Source organism: Paraburkholderia sp. SARCC-3016, from assembly GCF_031119615.1.
GTDB lineage: Bacteria > Pseudomonadota > Gammaproteobacteria > Burkholderiales > Burkholderiaceae > Paraburkholderia.
In genome coordinates this window covers 33,953-48,880 of record NZ_JAVHZD010000013.1, presented here as the reverse complement: position 1 = coordinate 48,880, position 14,928 = coordinate 33,953, and the positions used below count along the sequence as shown (strand labels likewise).

8 protein-coding genes are annotated in these 14,928 nt (G+C 65.4%); 4 read left to right on the top strand and 4 right to left on the bottom strand.

Annotated elements, in window-relative coordinates; genetic code table 11:
* Positions 1 to 48 precede the first annotated feature (48 nt).
* A complete protein-coding gene (locus QYH69_RS14665) occupies positions 49 to 663 on the top strand; it encodes a flavin reductase family protein (protein ID WP_308832592.1) in 615 nt (204 codons plus the stop codon).
* Between the two features lie 12 nt (positions 664 to 675).
* Here QYH69_RS14665 and QYH69_RS14660 read toward each other — a convergent pair whose 3' ends face one another.
* The 3 genes from QYH69_RS14660 to QYH69_RS14650 form a co-directional block, all read right to left on the bottom strand.
* Positions 676 to 2,652, bottom strand: a complete 1,977-nt coding sequence (locus QYH69_RS14660) for a Cache 3/Cache 2 fusion domain-containing protein (protein WP_308832591.1) — start codon at positions 2,650 to 2,652, stop codon at positions 676 to 678.
* 184 nt (positions 2,653 to 2,836) lie between these two features.
* On the bottom strand, positions 2,837 to 5,317 hold the full coding sequence (locus QYH69_RS14655) for a heavy metal translocating P-type ATPase (protein WP_308832590.1): 2,481 nt from the start codon (positions 5,315 to 5,317) through the stop codon (positions 2,837 to 2,839).
* 85 nt (positions 5,318 to 5,402) lie between these two features.
* Entirely contained in the window at positions 5,403 to 6,044 is a 642-nt protein-coding gene (locus tag QYH69_RS14650; RefSeq protein ID WP_308832589.1) for an FMN-binding negative transcriptional regulator, read from the bottom strand.
* A 238-nt stretch (positions 6,045 to 6,282) separates the two neighbouring features.
* Here QYH69_RS14650 and QYH69_RS14645 point away from each other — a divergent pair, with 238 nt between their 5' ends.
* Both QYH69_RS14645 and QYH69_RS14640 read left to right on the top strand, forming a co-directional pair.
* Positions 6,283 to 7,755: a DUF1254 domain-containing protein gene (locus QYH69_RS14645; RefSeq protein ID WP_308832588.1), complete on the top strand. Its 1,473-nt coding sequence runs from the start codon at positions 6,283 to 6,285 to the stop codon at positions 7,753 to 7,755.
* Between the two features lie 151 nt (positions 7,756 to 7,906).
* Positions 7,907 to 11,893 (top strand): DUF748 domain-containing protein, encoded by a 3,987-nt coding sequence (locus QYH69_RS14640; RefSeq protein WP_308832587.1) that lies wholly within the window; start codon positions 7,907 to 7,909, stop codon positions 11,891 to 11,893.
* 90 nt (positions 11,894 to 11,983) lie between these two features.
* On the opposite strand, the gene QYH69_RS14635 is transcribed toward QYH69_RS14640, so the two are convergent.
* Positions 11,984 to 13,609: a PLP-dependent aminotransferase family protein gene (locus QYH69_RS14635; RefSeq protein WP_308832586.1), complete on the bottom strand. Its 1,626-nt coding sequence runs from the start codon at positions 13,607 to 13,609 to the stop codon at positions 11,984 to 11,986.
* Between the two features lie 185 nt (positions 13,610 to 13,794).
* On the opposite strand from QYH69_RS14635, the gene QYH69_RS14630 reads away from it, so the two are divergent.
* The gene (locus QYH69_RS14630; protein ID WP_308832585.1) at positions 13,795 to 14,886 is read left to right on the top strand and encodes an ABC transporter ATP-binding protein; all 1,092 of its coding nucleotides are present in this window, start codon (positions 13,795 to 13,797) and stop codon (positions 14,884 to 14,886) included.
* Positions 14,887 to 14,928: the final 42 nt, after the last annotated feature.

The window sequence follows — 14,928 nt, the reverse complement described above, 5'->3', positions numbered from 1 at the left end:
GTCTTCGTCCGAAGCACCGAACTCACACCGGGAATCAGGCAACGCCACATGAACGATGTTCACTTCTACGATCCGCTCGTCGGCCACGGCTTGCCGCACGATCCGTTCAAGGCGATCGTCGCGCCGCGCGTAATCGGCTGGATTTCGACGCGCGCCGCAAACGGCCGGCTCAATCTCGCTCCATACAGCTTCTTCGGCGCGTTTGCTACGTTTCCACCGATGATCGGTTTTTGCAGCGAGTCGTATAAGGACAGCATCCGCAATATCGAAGAGACGGGCGAGTTCGTCTGGAACATGACGTCGAAAGCACTCGCCGCGCAGATGAACCAGACTTCGGCGCCGGTGCCGCCGGAAGTCGACGAATTCGAACTCGCGGGCTTGACGCCGGTGCCGGGACGCAATGTATCGGTGCCGCACGTTGGCGAATCGCCTGCCGCACTCGAATGCAAACTGCTGCAGGTCGTGCGGCTGCATTCGCTCGACGGCAAGCCGATCGACAACTACCTCGCGATCGGGCAAGTGGTCGGCGTGCATATCCGGAACCAGTATCTGAAGGATGGCCGGTTCGATACGATGGCCGCGCATCCGGTGATGCGCGCCGGATATCGCGCCGATTACGCGGAGATCGGCACAATGTTCGAGATGTTCCGGCCGACGGCCTGATGCCGGGCTACCTCAGTTCCGCCCGGCTCCACTGACCTTGAACACGCTGACCGCATTGCTCAAATGGTCCGCCTGCTCACGCAATTCCGCAGCCGCGCGTTCCGCTTCGACGACGAGCGTCGCGTTCTGCTGCGTCGCCTCGCCGATCTGCGTAACGGCGAGATTGACCTGCTCGATGCCGCCCGACTGCTCGCGCGACGCGACACTGATTTCGCCGATGATCGTCTGCACCTGGCCGACGCGATCGACGATGCCGCGCATCGTCACGCTTGCCTCCTCCGCGATCCGGTAACCGTTATCGACCTGCGCCGTCGATTCGGCGATCAGCGCTTCGATTTCCTTCGCTGCGGCGGCGCTGCGCTGCGCGAGCGCGCGCACTTCCGAGGCGACGACCGCGAAACCCTTGCCGTGCTCGCCGGCGCGCGCCGCTTCGACGGCCGCGTTCAGCGCAAGGATGTTGGTCTGGAACGCGATCCCTTCGATCACGGACGTGATATCGGCGATCTTCTTCGAAGACTGGCTGATCTCGCCCATCGTCGACACGACGCGCTCGACCGCGCGGCCGCCGTCCACCGCCGCGGCCGACGCGTTCGTGACGAGCGTATTGGCCTGCGCCGCATGTCCCGCGTTCTGCTGCACCGTCGACGTCAACTGTTCCATGCTCGCCGCGGTTTCTTCGAGGCTGCTCGCCTGCGTCGCGACGCGTGCCGCGATATCGCCGCTGCCGGCGGCGATTCGCGCGGTGCCGTCGGTGATGTCTGACGACGCGCCGCGCACCTGCGTCACGATGCGCGCGAGCCCTTCGCCGATACCGTCGATCGCGTGCATGAGACGGCCGATTTCATCATGGCGGCCGCGGCTCGCGTCGCCCACGCGCACACTGAGGTCGCCGGCCGCGAAACGTTCGGAGGCCTTTGCCGCTTCTTCGAGCGGACGGCTCACGAGGCGGCGCACGACGATCAGGAAGATCGCCACGAACACCGCGACGAGAACGAAACCGATCAGCAGGAAGCGGTCGCGCGTCGCGTTGACCTCCGCCATCACTTCGTCGCGTTTCGCAATGCCGCCGAGCAGCCACTGCCATTCGGGCACGGTAATGAACGATGCGTATTTGCCGGACGCGCTCGTTTCGCCGAGCGCCGCGTCCTGTGACGTATACGCGATTCGCCCTTCCTTCTCGTCGAGCATCTGACGATACGGCGCGTTGTTGTCGTCGGCTTTCTGGCCGGCCGCGGTCGGATGGACGATGAGCTTGCCGCGATCTGCGCCATGGGACGCGTCGATCACGAAGTAGTAGCCGTTGTCGCCGATCTTCAGTTTGCGGATGCCGTCTTCGATCGAATCGATCTGCGCATCGACGTCGACACCGACAAACAGCGCGCCGATCACGCGGCCGTTCGCATCGAGGATCGGCTTGTACTGCGTGATATAGCGCTTGCCGAACAGCGCGGCGAGCCCCGTGTAGGTCTTGCCCGCGAGAATCGGCGCGTAGGCGGGGCCTTTGCGGTCGAGCAGCGTGCCGATCGCGCGCGAGCCGTCCTGCTTTTTCAGCGACGTCGTCACGCGCACGAAGTCGTTGCCGGTGCGCGCGAATACGGTAGCAATGGCGCCGCTGCGTGCGAGGAAGTCGTCGGGAATCGAGAAGTCCAGATTGAGCGCCTTGTCACCGGCCTTGAAGACGGGCGTGGCGACGCCGTTGATATCCACCTTCTGCGTTTCGTCGAGCGCGAAGTCCGACGGCATGAAGTGTTCGAACAACGACATCGAGCGGCCGACTTCAGCGCCAAGCGCCTTGTCGAACAGCGAAATCGTGTCGGCGATCGAGCGGTCTTTTTCGGCGATGCGGGTGAGCACCTGTTCGTTGATCTGCTCGCCGGCCGAGCGCGTCACGGCCCATGTGAAAGCCGCGAAGATCGACGCCACCAGTGCGCACGACAGCATGGCGAGCCTGGCGCCGACGCTGGCGCGGCGCAAAGAAGGGAATTCCATGTCAGTGCTGGCGGTAACGGGGACGGGACTGCATGCGCAGTTTCGTGTCGCGGGCGGATTGTCCGACGATTGAACTTCTCGCGACCTGTCAGGGGTTAACGGCAGCGCAGACGGATTTCTTTAGTCTTTCGAAAGCAGGATGTAATGACAGGCCGGGCCGCGCAGCGCCGGCCCGGTGGCCCGTTCAGCCGCGCCGCGCGTTCCAGCGGCGCAGCAGCAGCGCGTTCGTCACCACGCTGACGCTCGAGAAGGCCATGGCCGCGCCCGCGAGCATCGGATTGAGCAAGCCGAACGCGGCGAGCGGAATGCCGATCAGGTTGTACACGAACGCCCAGAACAGGTTCTGCCGGATCTTGCGCCAGGTGCGGCGCGAGATATCGATCGCGTCGGCGACGAGCGCGGGGTCGCCGCGCATCAGCGTAATGCCCGCCGCATGCATCGCGACGTCGGTGCCGGTCGCCATCGCGATGCCGATGTCGGCGGCGGCGAGCGCGGGCGCGTCGTTGATGCCGTCGCCGGCCATCGCGACGACGCCCGCGCTGCGAATCTTCAGATCGTGAATCACGCGCGCCTTGTCGGCGGGCAGCACCTGCGCATGAAACTCGTCGATGCCGAGCGCGGCCGCGACGCTCGCCGCGCTGCCGCGGTTGTCGCCGGTGACGAGCACGCTCTTGATGCCCATCTGCCTGAGGCGCTCGATCGCTGCCCGCGCGGTCGGTTTCACGGCGTCGCCGAAGGCGATCAGCGCGAGCACGGCGGACGTCGCGGAGCCGGGGATCGTACCTGCTCCGTCATGAGCGCCTGCGCTGCCGCTGGCGATTGGACGAGCGATCAGCCACGACACCGTGTTGCCCGCGTGTTCGAGCTGTTGCGCGCGCAACGCGAGACGCTCGGGCAGCGCGATATCGAGTTCCGCGAGCCAGCGGCCGCTGCCGATCGCGATCGTGCGTCCGTCGATATCGGCTTCGACGCCACGGCCGGGGACCGCGCGCGCGGGAAGTGCGCTCACGGATGCCGTGGCCTCCGCGAGCGCGGCATGAGCGGTGCCGGCGTGGGCGTCGGCACCCGCGTCCGCTTCCGCGCCGAGGCTCGCAACGGCATAGGCGGCAGCAGCAGTGGCAAGGGCACCGCCGGATGCCGGCGAATCGGCCTGAATCGCGGCCTTCGCGCGCGAACCGCGCTCCGCCTCGAACGCCTTGACCACCGCGCGAGCCAACGGATGGTCGCTATGCCGTTGTACCGCTGCAGCCAGATGCAACGCCTCGTCGCGATCGGCGCCATCGACGGTCTCGAAGGCCGTCACCGACGGTTGCCCGACCGTCAGCGTGCCGGTCTTGTCGAACGCAACGACATTGATCTGATGCGCAGTCTCGAGCGCTTGCGCATCCTTGATCAGCACGCCGTGGCGCGCGGCGACGCCGGTGCCGGCCATGATCGCGGCCGGCGTTGCGAGGCCGAGCGCGCAAGGGCAGGCGATCACCAGCACGGCGACCGCATTGAGAATCGCCGTCTCGACACCGGCGCCCGCAAACAGCCAGCCCAGCAGCGTGAGTGCGGCGATTGCGAGGATCACGGGCACGAATACGGCACTGACGCGGTCGACGAGGCGCTGGATCGGCGCTTTTTCCGCCTGCGCGGTCTCGACGAGCCGGATGATGCGCGCGAGCGCCGTCTCCGCACCGATCGCCGCGGTGCGCACCGTAATCGCCCCTTCGCCGTTGATCGAGCCCGCCGTGACGGCGTCGTCGGGCTGTTTGGGCACCGGCATGCTTTCGCCGGTAATCAGCGATTCGTCGATATGCGTGCGGCCTTGCACGATCGCGCCGTCGACGGGAACACGTTCGCCCGGCCGCACCGCGACTATCATGCCGACGCGCACCTGCGCGAGCGGCACCTCGCGCTCGTCGTTGCCGACGACGATCCGCGCCCGGTCCGGCCGCAACGCGTTGAGCGCGCGGATCGCGTCGGTGGTCTGGCGTTTTGCGCGCGCTTCGAGCCACTTGCCGAAGCGCACGAGCGTGATGACGACGGCCGACGCTTCGAAGTAAAGATGCATCGTGTCGCCCGGATGCATCGCGAGCTGATAGAGGCTGACGCCGTACGCGGCCGACGTGCCGAGCGCGACGAGCAGATCCATATTGCCGGCACCCGCGCGCACCGCGCGCCATGCGGCGCGATAGAAGCGCGCGCCGAACACGAACTGGACGATCGTCGCGAGCACGACCTGCACGGCGCCTGGCAGCATCACGTGGTAGCCGAACGGTTCGGCCGCCATCGGGACGATGAGCGGCAGGGTCAGCAGCGCAGCGACGAGCACCGCGATAAAGTCGCGGCGCGCGCGGTCGCGCGGTTTGGCGGACGCCGCGCTAGCGAAGCCGGCCGTTGAAGCGGCAGTAGCGGATGCTTCTGCCGCGAGCGGCGTCGCATGGTAGCCGGCCTTTTCGACGGCGGCGATCAACTGATCGATGGTGGACCCACCGTTCAGCTGAACGGTGGCCTTTTCAGTGGCGAGATTCACGGACGCGGACGCGACGCCCGGCACCTTCGCGAGCGCTTTTTCGACGCGCATCGCGCACGAGGCGCAGGTCATGCCCTGGATTTCGAGCTCGGTGGCCGGCGCCGTGTGAGACGCGGCCGCAGTGGCTGGCGTGGCAAGGTCGGTCATGATATTGGGGCTCCTGCAGCGGCCGATGGACCGCTCGATGAAACCCAGTATCGACGTTCCAATGATGGGAAGGTCAAGAGAATCTTCACCCCTTCCGCAACGTCCGCTCCATCGCCGCCGACACCTCGAGCTGCGCGTCGCTGCCGCGCCCCCGCAGTGCATCGAGCGCTCCCTGCCGGTCGCCCGATTCCTTGTTCTGCCCCAGCTTCCATTTCCCCACCAGCCGCGTCACCTCGATCTCGATCCCGACAATCGCCGCGAGCATCTGCGAAATAAAGTCTTCAGGCGCATCGCCCATCTTCCATGGCGCGGGCTCGCCGGCTTCCATCTTGCGCGTAAGCCGCGCGACCAGCCCGCGCACGAAGCGTTCGTCGTCGCGTACGGCGACGCGGCCATGCGCATGCACCACCATATAGTTGTAGGTCGGCACCTGGCGGTGTGCTTCGTGTTTGCTCGGATACCAGTTCGGCGAGATATACGCGGACGGTCCCTGGAAAATCACGAGCGCATCGGGCCGTTCGGCCACCTCGCGCCACACCGGATTCGCGCGCGCGACATGCGCGCGCAGCGTGCCGTGCGCACCGCTCGCCGGATCGAACTCGAACGGCAGATGGTTCGCGTCGAGTCCGTGCGGTCCCAGCGTGACGAGCGCGCCGAGCGGATTGGCATCGATCAGCCGATGCAGCACGTCGGAGCGCTGCTCTTCGAAATGCGCCGGCATATACATAAGGTCGCTCCTTCCATTGAAACGATCCCGCAGAAAAATGCGGAAAAGCGCAAACGTAACGCGAAAATGGCGGCTGTGCGCTTCCTTATCGCGGATATGCTTGCCTGTATGTCACGGATACGATACAACGCGTCTACATAATCCACAGAATCAGGAAGACGCGGCGGGCGCGCGGCGGGCCGGACCCGGCGACCCGCACGTCCTGACCGACGTAACCTTACGGACGCCTGTTCGTCGAATGACAAAAAATCGCCAAGAACCCGATTCGCTGAATTCGCGGCTCAATGCGCCGCCGCATGTGCTCCCGCCTTTACCTTTTTATTCCCGCTATGCCATTTGCGTCTCGCTGATAGCCGCCGTCTTGCTGGCCGCTTGCAGTTCCTCGCCGATTTCGAAGCCGAAGCCGACCGGCTGGACTCAGGACGAAGTCGCGGACTCATACGTGTTTGCTTATCCGCTCGTGCTGATGGGCGTCGCGCGCGACGCGGCGGTCGGCACCGGGCCGGGCCAGGCGCCGCTCAACACGCTGCGCCACGCGCAGGCGCTGCCGCCGGTCGGGGCGGCGAACCGGCCGACGCCGAGCGTCGACACGATCGATTCGTCCGCGTGGCTCGACGTGTCCGGGCAGCCGGTCGTCGTGTCGCTGCCCAACTCGCGCAACCGCTATGTCGATGCGCGTGCGCTCGACATGTGGACCAACGTGCTGTGGTCTACAACGGCCGAGCAAACCGGCGCGCGCGTCACCGGCATCAAGGCGCAGACCGTCGCGTTCGTGCCGCAAGGGTGGAATGGCGATCTGCCGAAGGGCATGAAGCGTGTCGAGGTGCCGACGCGTTATGTATGGCTCAACATTCGCGTGCAGTCGAACGGCGGGCGCGACCTTGCCGCGATCCGCAAGCTGCAGCGCGAGATGCGCGTCGCGCCGCTCGACGTCTACGCCGGCGCCGCCGAACCGGCCGATACGCCGCGCAGCTACCCGGCCGGCGATATGCCGGTCACGGGCACTCCCGACGCGCAGGTCGCGGCGCTCGATCCAAAAGCCTTCTTCGATCGCGTCGCGCAAGCGCTGCCTGACAACCCGCCATCGCCGCCCGACGCGCATGCGCTGAGCATCCTCGCCGACTTCGGCGTGAAGCCCGACGAGCCCGTACAGTTTCCGACCGGCGCGGACAGCGCACTCGCCGCGGGGCTCGCCGACGGCCGCGCGCGAGTGCAGACCGCACCGTCCAACGTGCTGACCGCGAATGGCTGGAGCTGGTTCGGCGACGGCGTCGGCAACTATGGGCCCGATTACGGACTGCGCGCATACGTCGCCTATGCGCAACCCGGGATCGGCACGAAAGACGACGAGGTGCGCGCCATCGCGACCGTCGACAGCGATGGGCACCTGCTCAATGGCGCGAATCGCTACGTCATCCATTTCGCACCTGGCCAGTGGCCGCCGGTGCGCGGCTTCTGGTCCATCACCGCGTACACGAAGGAAGGTTCGCTCGACGACAGCGATACCGCGCACGTCTCGGTCGGCGATCGCCGTGGTTTGCGTCGCAATCGCGACGGTTCGGTCGACGTGACGGTTTCGTCGGCGCGGCGCAAGGGCGCGAACTGGCTGCCCACGCCGCGCGGAGGCTTCCAGCTCGTCATGCGACTTTATGCGCCAAAACCGCAGGCGAGCGACGGCACGTGGCAGCCGCCGCCGATCGTGCGGCAATAGCGGCGCGCCCGTCCATGCCGTGGCGGCTCGCGGGCAATGCGTAACAACGTTCTTACATTTACTCTGCCGCCGCGGCTCAAGACTTATACTTCCGGCAACGCTGACTTCCGTCACTGCGGCGGGCTTGCCGCCGCACGATCCGCGACCGAGAATGGCAAGCCTCAATAAAGCAACGCTCTCATCCTCCCTCCAGGCCGTACGCAACGTTGCACACGCGCGGCGCACTCGCCGTGTCGTCATTGGTCTACTGATCTTCATCGTGCTGTTCGGGCTGCTCGGCTTCTTCGCCGCGCCGCCGCTGATCCGCCATATCGCCGCGCAACAGCTGTCCGAACAACTCGACCGTCCTGCCACGATCGGCCGCATCGCGCTCAATCCCTACACGCTGAATCTCGAAGCCGACCGCATTCATATCGGCGAACGCGGCGGCGCAGGCGACTTTGTCGATATCGAACGGCTGATCGTGCGACCCTCATGGATGTCGCTGTTTCGCGCAGCGCCGATCGTCAACGAAGTGCAAATCGATTCGCCGCGATTCCATATCGTTCGCTATGACGCGAACCGCTTCAATTTCAGCGATCTGATCGACAAGTTTTCAAAGCAGCCCGCGAAGCCCGACAGCAAGCCGACGTTGTTCTCGGTGGCGAACATCCGCCTCGAAAATGGACAGATCACATTCGATGACCGGATGCTCAATGAGAAGCACGTCATCGATCAGTGGAAGCTCGGCGTGCCGTTTATCGCGACGCTGCCGTCGAAGACCGACATCTTCGTCAAGCCGCTGTTGCGCATGCGGATCGACGGCAGTCCGCTGGCGATCGACGGCAAGACCAAGCCGTTCGCGGCGTCGCGCGAATCCGAAGTGTCGCTGCGATTCGAAGGGCTCGATGTGCCGCGCCTGCTGTCGTACGCGCCCACCAGGCTGCCGGTGACGGTGCAGGCGGGCAAGCTGTCGAGCGATCTAACGCTCAATTTCGTCATGTCGGGCGATACGCCGACACTGCGTGTGACGGGCACGAGCGACCTCGCGGACGTCGATGTGGTCGATGCACAAAAGGCGCCGTTCTTCGCGGCGCGCGCGGTGCATGTCGACGCCGGTCTGCTCGAGCCGCTCAAGAGCGTCTATCACTTCAACGACATCCGCATCGACGCGCCGACCGCGCATCTGGCGCGCGATAAGGATGGCGTGCTGAGCGTGCAGCGGATGTTTGCCGCGCAGCCGGCGACGCATGCGGCCGCAAGCGCTCCGGCGAGTGCCGCGGCAAGCAACACAGCAGGCACTGCAGCAAGCGCCGCGGCAAGCGCGCCCGATGCCGCCGCATCGGCATTGGCATCGGCCCCCGTGGCCGCCGCCAGCGCACCTGCGGCGCCGGCCGCACCCGCCGCCGCGCCGCCGCTCGATCTCGCGATCAAACGCTTCACGCTCAGCGACGGCACCATCCAGGTCGCCGACGCCGCCGCATCGCGCCCTGTCACGACGACGCTGACGAACGTCGGCATGTCGCTCACGGACTTCTCGTCGATCGCGAAGGCACCGGCGCGCTATACGCTCGGGCTGACGTCGAAGAACAGCTCCGGCACGCTGAACGCGTCCGGCACCTTCGGCATGGTCGCGAAGACCGCCGACGTCAAGCTCGATCTGAAGTCGCTGTCCCTGCCGCCGCTGCAGCCGTACCTCGACACGGCCACCGCCGCGCAGGTGCTCGATGGAGCGCTGAGCGCGAGCGTCTCGCTCAGCGCAAACTGGGCGCAGTCGCCGCTCGCCCTGAAAGTGGGAGCGAGCACGCTCGATCTGCAATCGCTGAAGCTGGCCGCGCCCGGCGTGAAACAACCGGCGGTCGCGCTCGCGAAAGGGCACGTGGCATTGAAAGCCGTCGATGTCGGCGCGCGCAAGGCCGACATCGACAGCATCGAGGCGACCGGTCTGTCGATCGACGCGATGCGCGAGAAGGACGGCAAGATCGATCTGCTGTCGCTCGCGGGCCCGCCACATCAGCAAGCGCAGGAACGCACCGCGATCCACGCGGTGAAAAAGGCGCAGGAAGCCGGCCCCGCGTGGCATTACACGATCGCCGCGCTGAATCTGAAAGACAGCTCGGCAACCTTCACCGACAACACCACCGCGCGCCCGGTCAAGGTCGCGTTCACACCGCTGCAGTTGCAGGTGCAGCAGATCAGCGACGACCTGACGCGGCCGCTGCCGATCGACCTGCAGGCGACAGTCAACCGGAAGGGCACGCTCGGCGTGCGCGGCGACGTGACCGCGTCGCCGCTGAAGCTCGCACTGAAGCTCGACGCCAACCGGCTCGATGCGGCTGCGTTCGAGCCGTACTTCGGCAGCAGGCTCAACGCGACGGTCGCCAGTGCGCTGCTCAACGCCAAAGGCGACGTTGCATTCGCCGACGAGCCGGCCAGTCACGGCAGATCGGGCGGCGGGTTGAAGGCGTCATATCGCGGCGACGCGGCGCTCGTCGATGTACGCATGCTCGACAAGGTGACGTCCGGTCCGTTCGCGGGCTGGCGTTCGCTCGCGCTGACGAATCTGAAGGCCGACTACGACGCGCGCGGCACCGACGTCGATGCGTCGCGCGTGACGTTCTCCGATTTCTATGGCCGCGTGCTGCTCGATGCGCAGGGCAAGCTGAACCTGAGCGACATCGTCGCGAAGCCCGGCGACGGTGGATCGCGCTCGCTCACGCACGACGACAAGAAGGATGGCAAGGAGCCGATTCCGTTGACGCCGCCCGCGGCGGCCGAAGCCGCGGGAAGCGACGCGCATGCCGCCGCGCCGGCGACCGCCGCCGCGAGCACACCTGCGACGGGGCAAACGGCAAGCGCGGCGACGGCCGCCGCACCGCCGGCTGCTTCGGCGCCGCAAACGACGGCCGCCGGAGCCAGCCAGCCACAGAACGCGCACCCCGCACAAAGCGCCTCGAACAGCGCGCCGGTGAAAATGCGCTTCGGCCAGCTGGTGCTGCAAAACGGCCGCGTCACGTATACCGACAACTTCGTCAAGCCGAACTACACGGCCAACCTCGTGGCGATTCACGGCACGGTCGGCGCATTCGGCACGCAATCGACGACGCCGGCGCCCGTCGATATCGCCGCGAAGCTTGCCGCGAACGGACCGCTGTCGATTCGCGGCACGGTCAATCCGCTGATCGCGAAGCCCGCGCTCGACCTGACCGCGACCGCGCACGACATCGAGCTGACGAATCTCACGCCGTACTCGGCGAAATACGCGGGCTATCCGATCACGAAGGGCAAGCTCAACGTCGACCTGCACTACAAGCTCGAGAACAATCAGCTGAGCGCGAACAACCACCTGTTCATCGATCAGCTGACTTTCGGCGATCACGTCGAAAACGACACCGCGACGAAGCTGCCCGTGAAGCTCGCGATTGCGCTGCTGAAAAACTCGCGCGGCGAGATCGACGTCGACATTCCGGTGTCCGGGTCGCTCGACAATCCGGAGTTCAGCATCGGCGGGTTGATCTGGCGCGCCGTGCTGAACCTGCTGCAAAGGGCCGTGACCGCGCCGTTCTCTCTGCTGGCGCACGCGTTCGGCGGCGGCAACAGCGAAGACTACGGCTATGTGCAATTCGCCGCGGGTTCCGCAAAGCTCTCCGACGAGGCCGATCAGAAGCTCGATACGATCGCGAAAGCACTAGCGGATAAGCCGTCGGTGCGCATCGACCTGATCGGCCGGGTCGATCCGGCCGTCGACGAACCGGCACTGCGCACGCGTTACGTCGACCGCCTCGTCAAGCAGCAGAAGCTCAAGGATGTAGTCGGCAACGGCGAGAGCGTCGATACGTCGAACGTAACCGTTGACTCGAAGGAATACCAGAAGTACCTGACGAAGGCATATAAGGATGCCGACTTCAAGAAGCCGTCCAATTTCATCGGCATGACCAAGACGCTGCCCGACGAAGACATGAAGAACGCGCTTGCCGAACATGCGCCGATCGACGAGGCGAGCTTGCGCAATCTCGCACAACGGCGCGCGCAGGCAGTGCAGCAATACTTCGACGGCAAGATCGACAGTGGCCGCGTGTTTATCGTCGCGCCGAAGCTCGACGCGAGCGGCATCAAGGATAAAGGTCCGACGACACGCGTGGATTTCGGGCTGAAATAAGTGCCCTACCGCCGCGCACTTGAAGAACAACGTCGATTTCAATACGCGCGCCTGCACGCCGCGCCGTGTGGCGCTTATGCCGTGCCGCCCTTATGCCGCATGCGGCGATGCTCGCCGCGCCTGCAATGAAGTCTGCTCGATGATCTGCGCAAGGCTTGCGAATGCAGGCCCGATTTTTTCGTTCGGCACGCACGCGTAGCCGAGCAGCAGCCCGCGCTGCGCCGCCGCTTCGCCGCTGTAATACGCGGCAAGCGGCCGCACGATCACGCCGGCGTCGTGCGCCGCCGCCGCCACGGCGCGATCGTTCGCCTGATGCGGCAAGCCGAGCACGAAGTGCAAACCGGCCTCGTCGCCCATGACCGGCAGCGAGTTCCCGAAACGCGCGGTGATGGCGTCGATCAGCATCTGACGCCGCTCGCCGTACAGCGCACGCATGCGGCGCACATGCGACGTCAGATAGCCATCCATAATAAATTCGGTCAGCACGGCCTGCTGCATCAATTGCCCCTCGCGGTACAGTTCGGCCACGCCCGTCCTGAACGTATCGACGAGATCTTCGGGCGCGATCATGTAGCCGATCCGCAGCCCTGGGAACAGCATCTTGCCGAGACTGCCGACATAGATCACGCGGCCCGCCTCGTCGAGGCCCTGCAGCGAAGCGAGCGGCCGGCTGCCGTAGCGGAACTCGCTGTCGTAGTCGTCTTCGATAATCCATACGCCGTGCTGCTTCGCATATTCGAGCAGCGTGCGGCGTCGCGCGAGACTCATCACCATGCCGAGCGGATATTGATGCGATGGCGTCACGAGAGCGAGTTTCGGCGGCGCGCGCAAATCGGATTCGCGCGGGTTCAGCCCTTCGTCGTCGACCGGCACCGGCGCAAGTGTGAGCCCGGATGATTGCAGCACGCTGCGCACACCCCAGTAGCACGGATCTTCGACCCAAGCCCGGTCGCCGACATCGGTGAGCAGCCGCACCGCGAGGTCTATCGACTGATGAATGCCGGTCGTGATGATGATCTGGTCCGGCGTGCAGTTCACCGAACGCGCAACGCGCAGATAGTCGGAAAGCGCGCGACGTAGCGGACGATAGCCGCTGCCGGGCGCATACGTCAGAAGGTCAGGGTGGGTCTGCTTCCACAGTTTCGCCTGCAAGCGGCTCCATGTGCGGGCGGGAAACTCCGACACGTCGGGTACGCCGGGCATGAAGGCGCCCCATTGTTTCGGCGAGACGCCGGCCTCGCGGATCAGCCGGCCCCCGCGTGCGGATAGCTCGCGCGTGCCCGTGGGCCGCGACGGATGGGCCATGTCGGATGTGCGTTGCGCCGCGTCTGCGCCGTCGCGTGCTTCGGATTCCACAAAATCGGTCGGCCGTGCCGCATCGGCGACCGAAGCGCCGGCCGCGGCCGCCTTGTGCACCTTGACCGCCCGGCAGTCCGGCCGTGTATCCGCAACGTAGGTGCCGCTGCCGGTAGTCGATAGCACATACCCTTCGGCGGTCAGCTGGTCATAGACGTGCAGCACCGTGTTGCGCGCGATACCGAGATCGGACGCGAGCGTGCGCGAACTCGGCAGCTTCGTGCCGGGCGGCAGCTGACTCGTCAGGATGGCTTGCTGAAGCAACCGCAGCAGCTGTCGATATGCGGGTTCGGCGTCGCCGCGCTCGCGGCGCGTAGCCAGCCGCACCGCGAGCCAATCCGACAGGATGACCGTGTCCAAGTGGTTCTATCCGGAATAATGAAATGGTTCCATAAAGTGGAACCGTAACCGGCTATATTGGATCGCGCAATCGATGCAATCCCCCGCTGGCGAAGGAGCCACAGCCGGGATTAGACTCATCGGGAGGACCGGAGCCGCAGACACTACGGACAACCAGGCGGCGCTGCGCCAAGGAGACAGCCCACATGAAAACCGAAGACGTGATCGTCAGTTTTCGAGGCGTGCGCAAGACGTATGACGGCGAAACGCTCGTCGTCAAGCAACTCGATCTGGATATCTACCAGGGTGAGTTCCTCACACTGCTCGGCCCATCCGGTTCCGGCAAAACCACCTGCCTGATGATGCTCGCGGGCTTCGAATTTCCGACCGGCGGCGAGATCTGGCTCGACGGCACGTTGCTCAATACAGTGCCGCCGCACAAGCGCAACATCGGCATGGTGTTCCAGAACTACGCGCTGTTTCCGCATCTGACTGTCGAGCAGAACGTCGCGTATCCGCTGACCGTACGCAAGCTTTCCCCTGCAGAACGCGCAGGACGGGTCAATCACGCATTGAAGATGGTGCGCATGGAGAGCTTTGCAAAACGCTATCCGGCGCAGCTCTCGGGCGGTCAGCAGCAGCGCATCGCACTGGCGCGCGCGCTCGTGTTCGAACCGAAGCTCGTATTGATGGACGAGCCGCTCGGCGCGCTCGATAAACAGTTGCGCGAACACATGCAGTACGAGCTGAAATCGCTGCACGAGAAGCTCGGCGTGACCTTCGTTTATGTGACGCACGACCAGGGCGAGGCGTTGACGATGTCGGACCGCGTCGCGGTATTCGACAAAGGTATCGTGCAACAACTCGACACGGTCGATCGTCTCTATGAATCGCCATGCAACGAGTTCGTCGCGAACTTCATCGGTGACAGCAACCGCTTGCGCGGCACCATCGCGCAGGTCGACGGCGACTACTGCGAATTCCACCTCGTCGACGGCACGCGGCTCGTGGGGCGCAATATTGGCGGCGCGCAGGCGGGCACGCCTGGCGTCGCCTGTATTCGTCCCGAACGCATGAAGCTCGCGCAGAACGCTTCGCAACGCGGCCCGAATGCACTGGCTGGCGAAGCGCGCGGCCTCATTTATTTCGGCGATCACGTGCGGATGCGTTGTGGGCTGGCGCAACAGGACGAATGTTTCGTCAAGGTGCCGCTCGGCACAGAAGCGATCGAACGCTTCTCGCCGGGCGCGCCGGTAGCGCTCGAATTCGCGCCGGAGCATCTGCGCGTATTTGCATGACGTGTTCGCACGATGTGTTCGCATGAAGCATTGGTGCGGCAA

Excerpts from the sequence above, each read along its gene's own strand:
- QYH69_RS14665 (WP_308832592.1), top strand. The coding sequence starts at position 49 with ATGAACGATGTTCACTTCTACGATCCGCTCGTCGGCCACGGCTTGCCG.
- QYH69_RS14660 (WP_308832591.1), bottom strand. The coding sequence starts at position 2,652 with ATGGAATTCCCTTCTTTGCGCCGCGCCAGCGTCGGCGCCAGGCTCGCC.
- QYH69_RS14655 (WP_308832590.1), bottom strand. The coding sequence starts at position 5,317 with ATGACCGACCTTGCCACGCCAGCCACTGCGGCCGCGTCTCACACGGCG.
- QYH69_RS14650 (WP_308832589.1), bottom strand. The coding sequence starts at position 6,044 with ATGTATATGCCGGCGCATTTCGAAGAGCAGCGCTCCGACGTGCTGCAT.
- QYH69_RS14645 (WP_308832588.1), top strand. The coding sequence starts at position 6,283 with ATGACAAAAAATCGCCAAGAACCCGATTCGCTGAATTCGCGGCTCAAT.
- QYH69_RS14640 (WP_308832587.1), top strand. The coding sequence starts at position 7,907 with ATGGCAAGCCTCAATAAAGCAACGCTCTCATCCTCCCTCCAGGCCGTA.
- QYH69_RS14630 (WP_308832585.1), top strand. The coding sequence starts at position 13,795 with ATGAAAACCGAAGACGTGATCGTCAGTTTTCGAGGCGTGCGCAAGACG.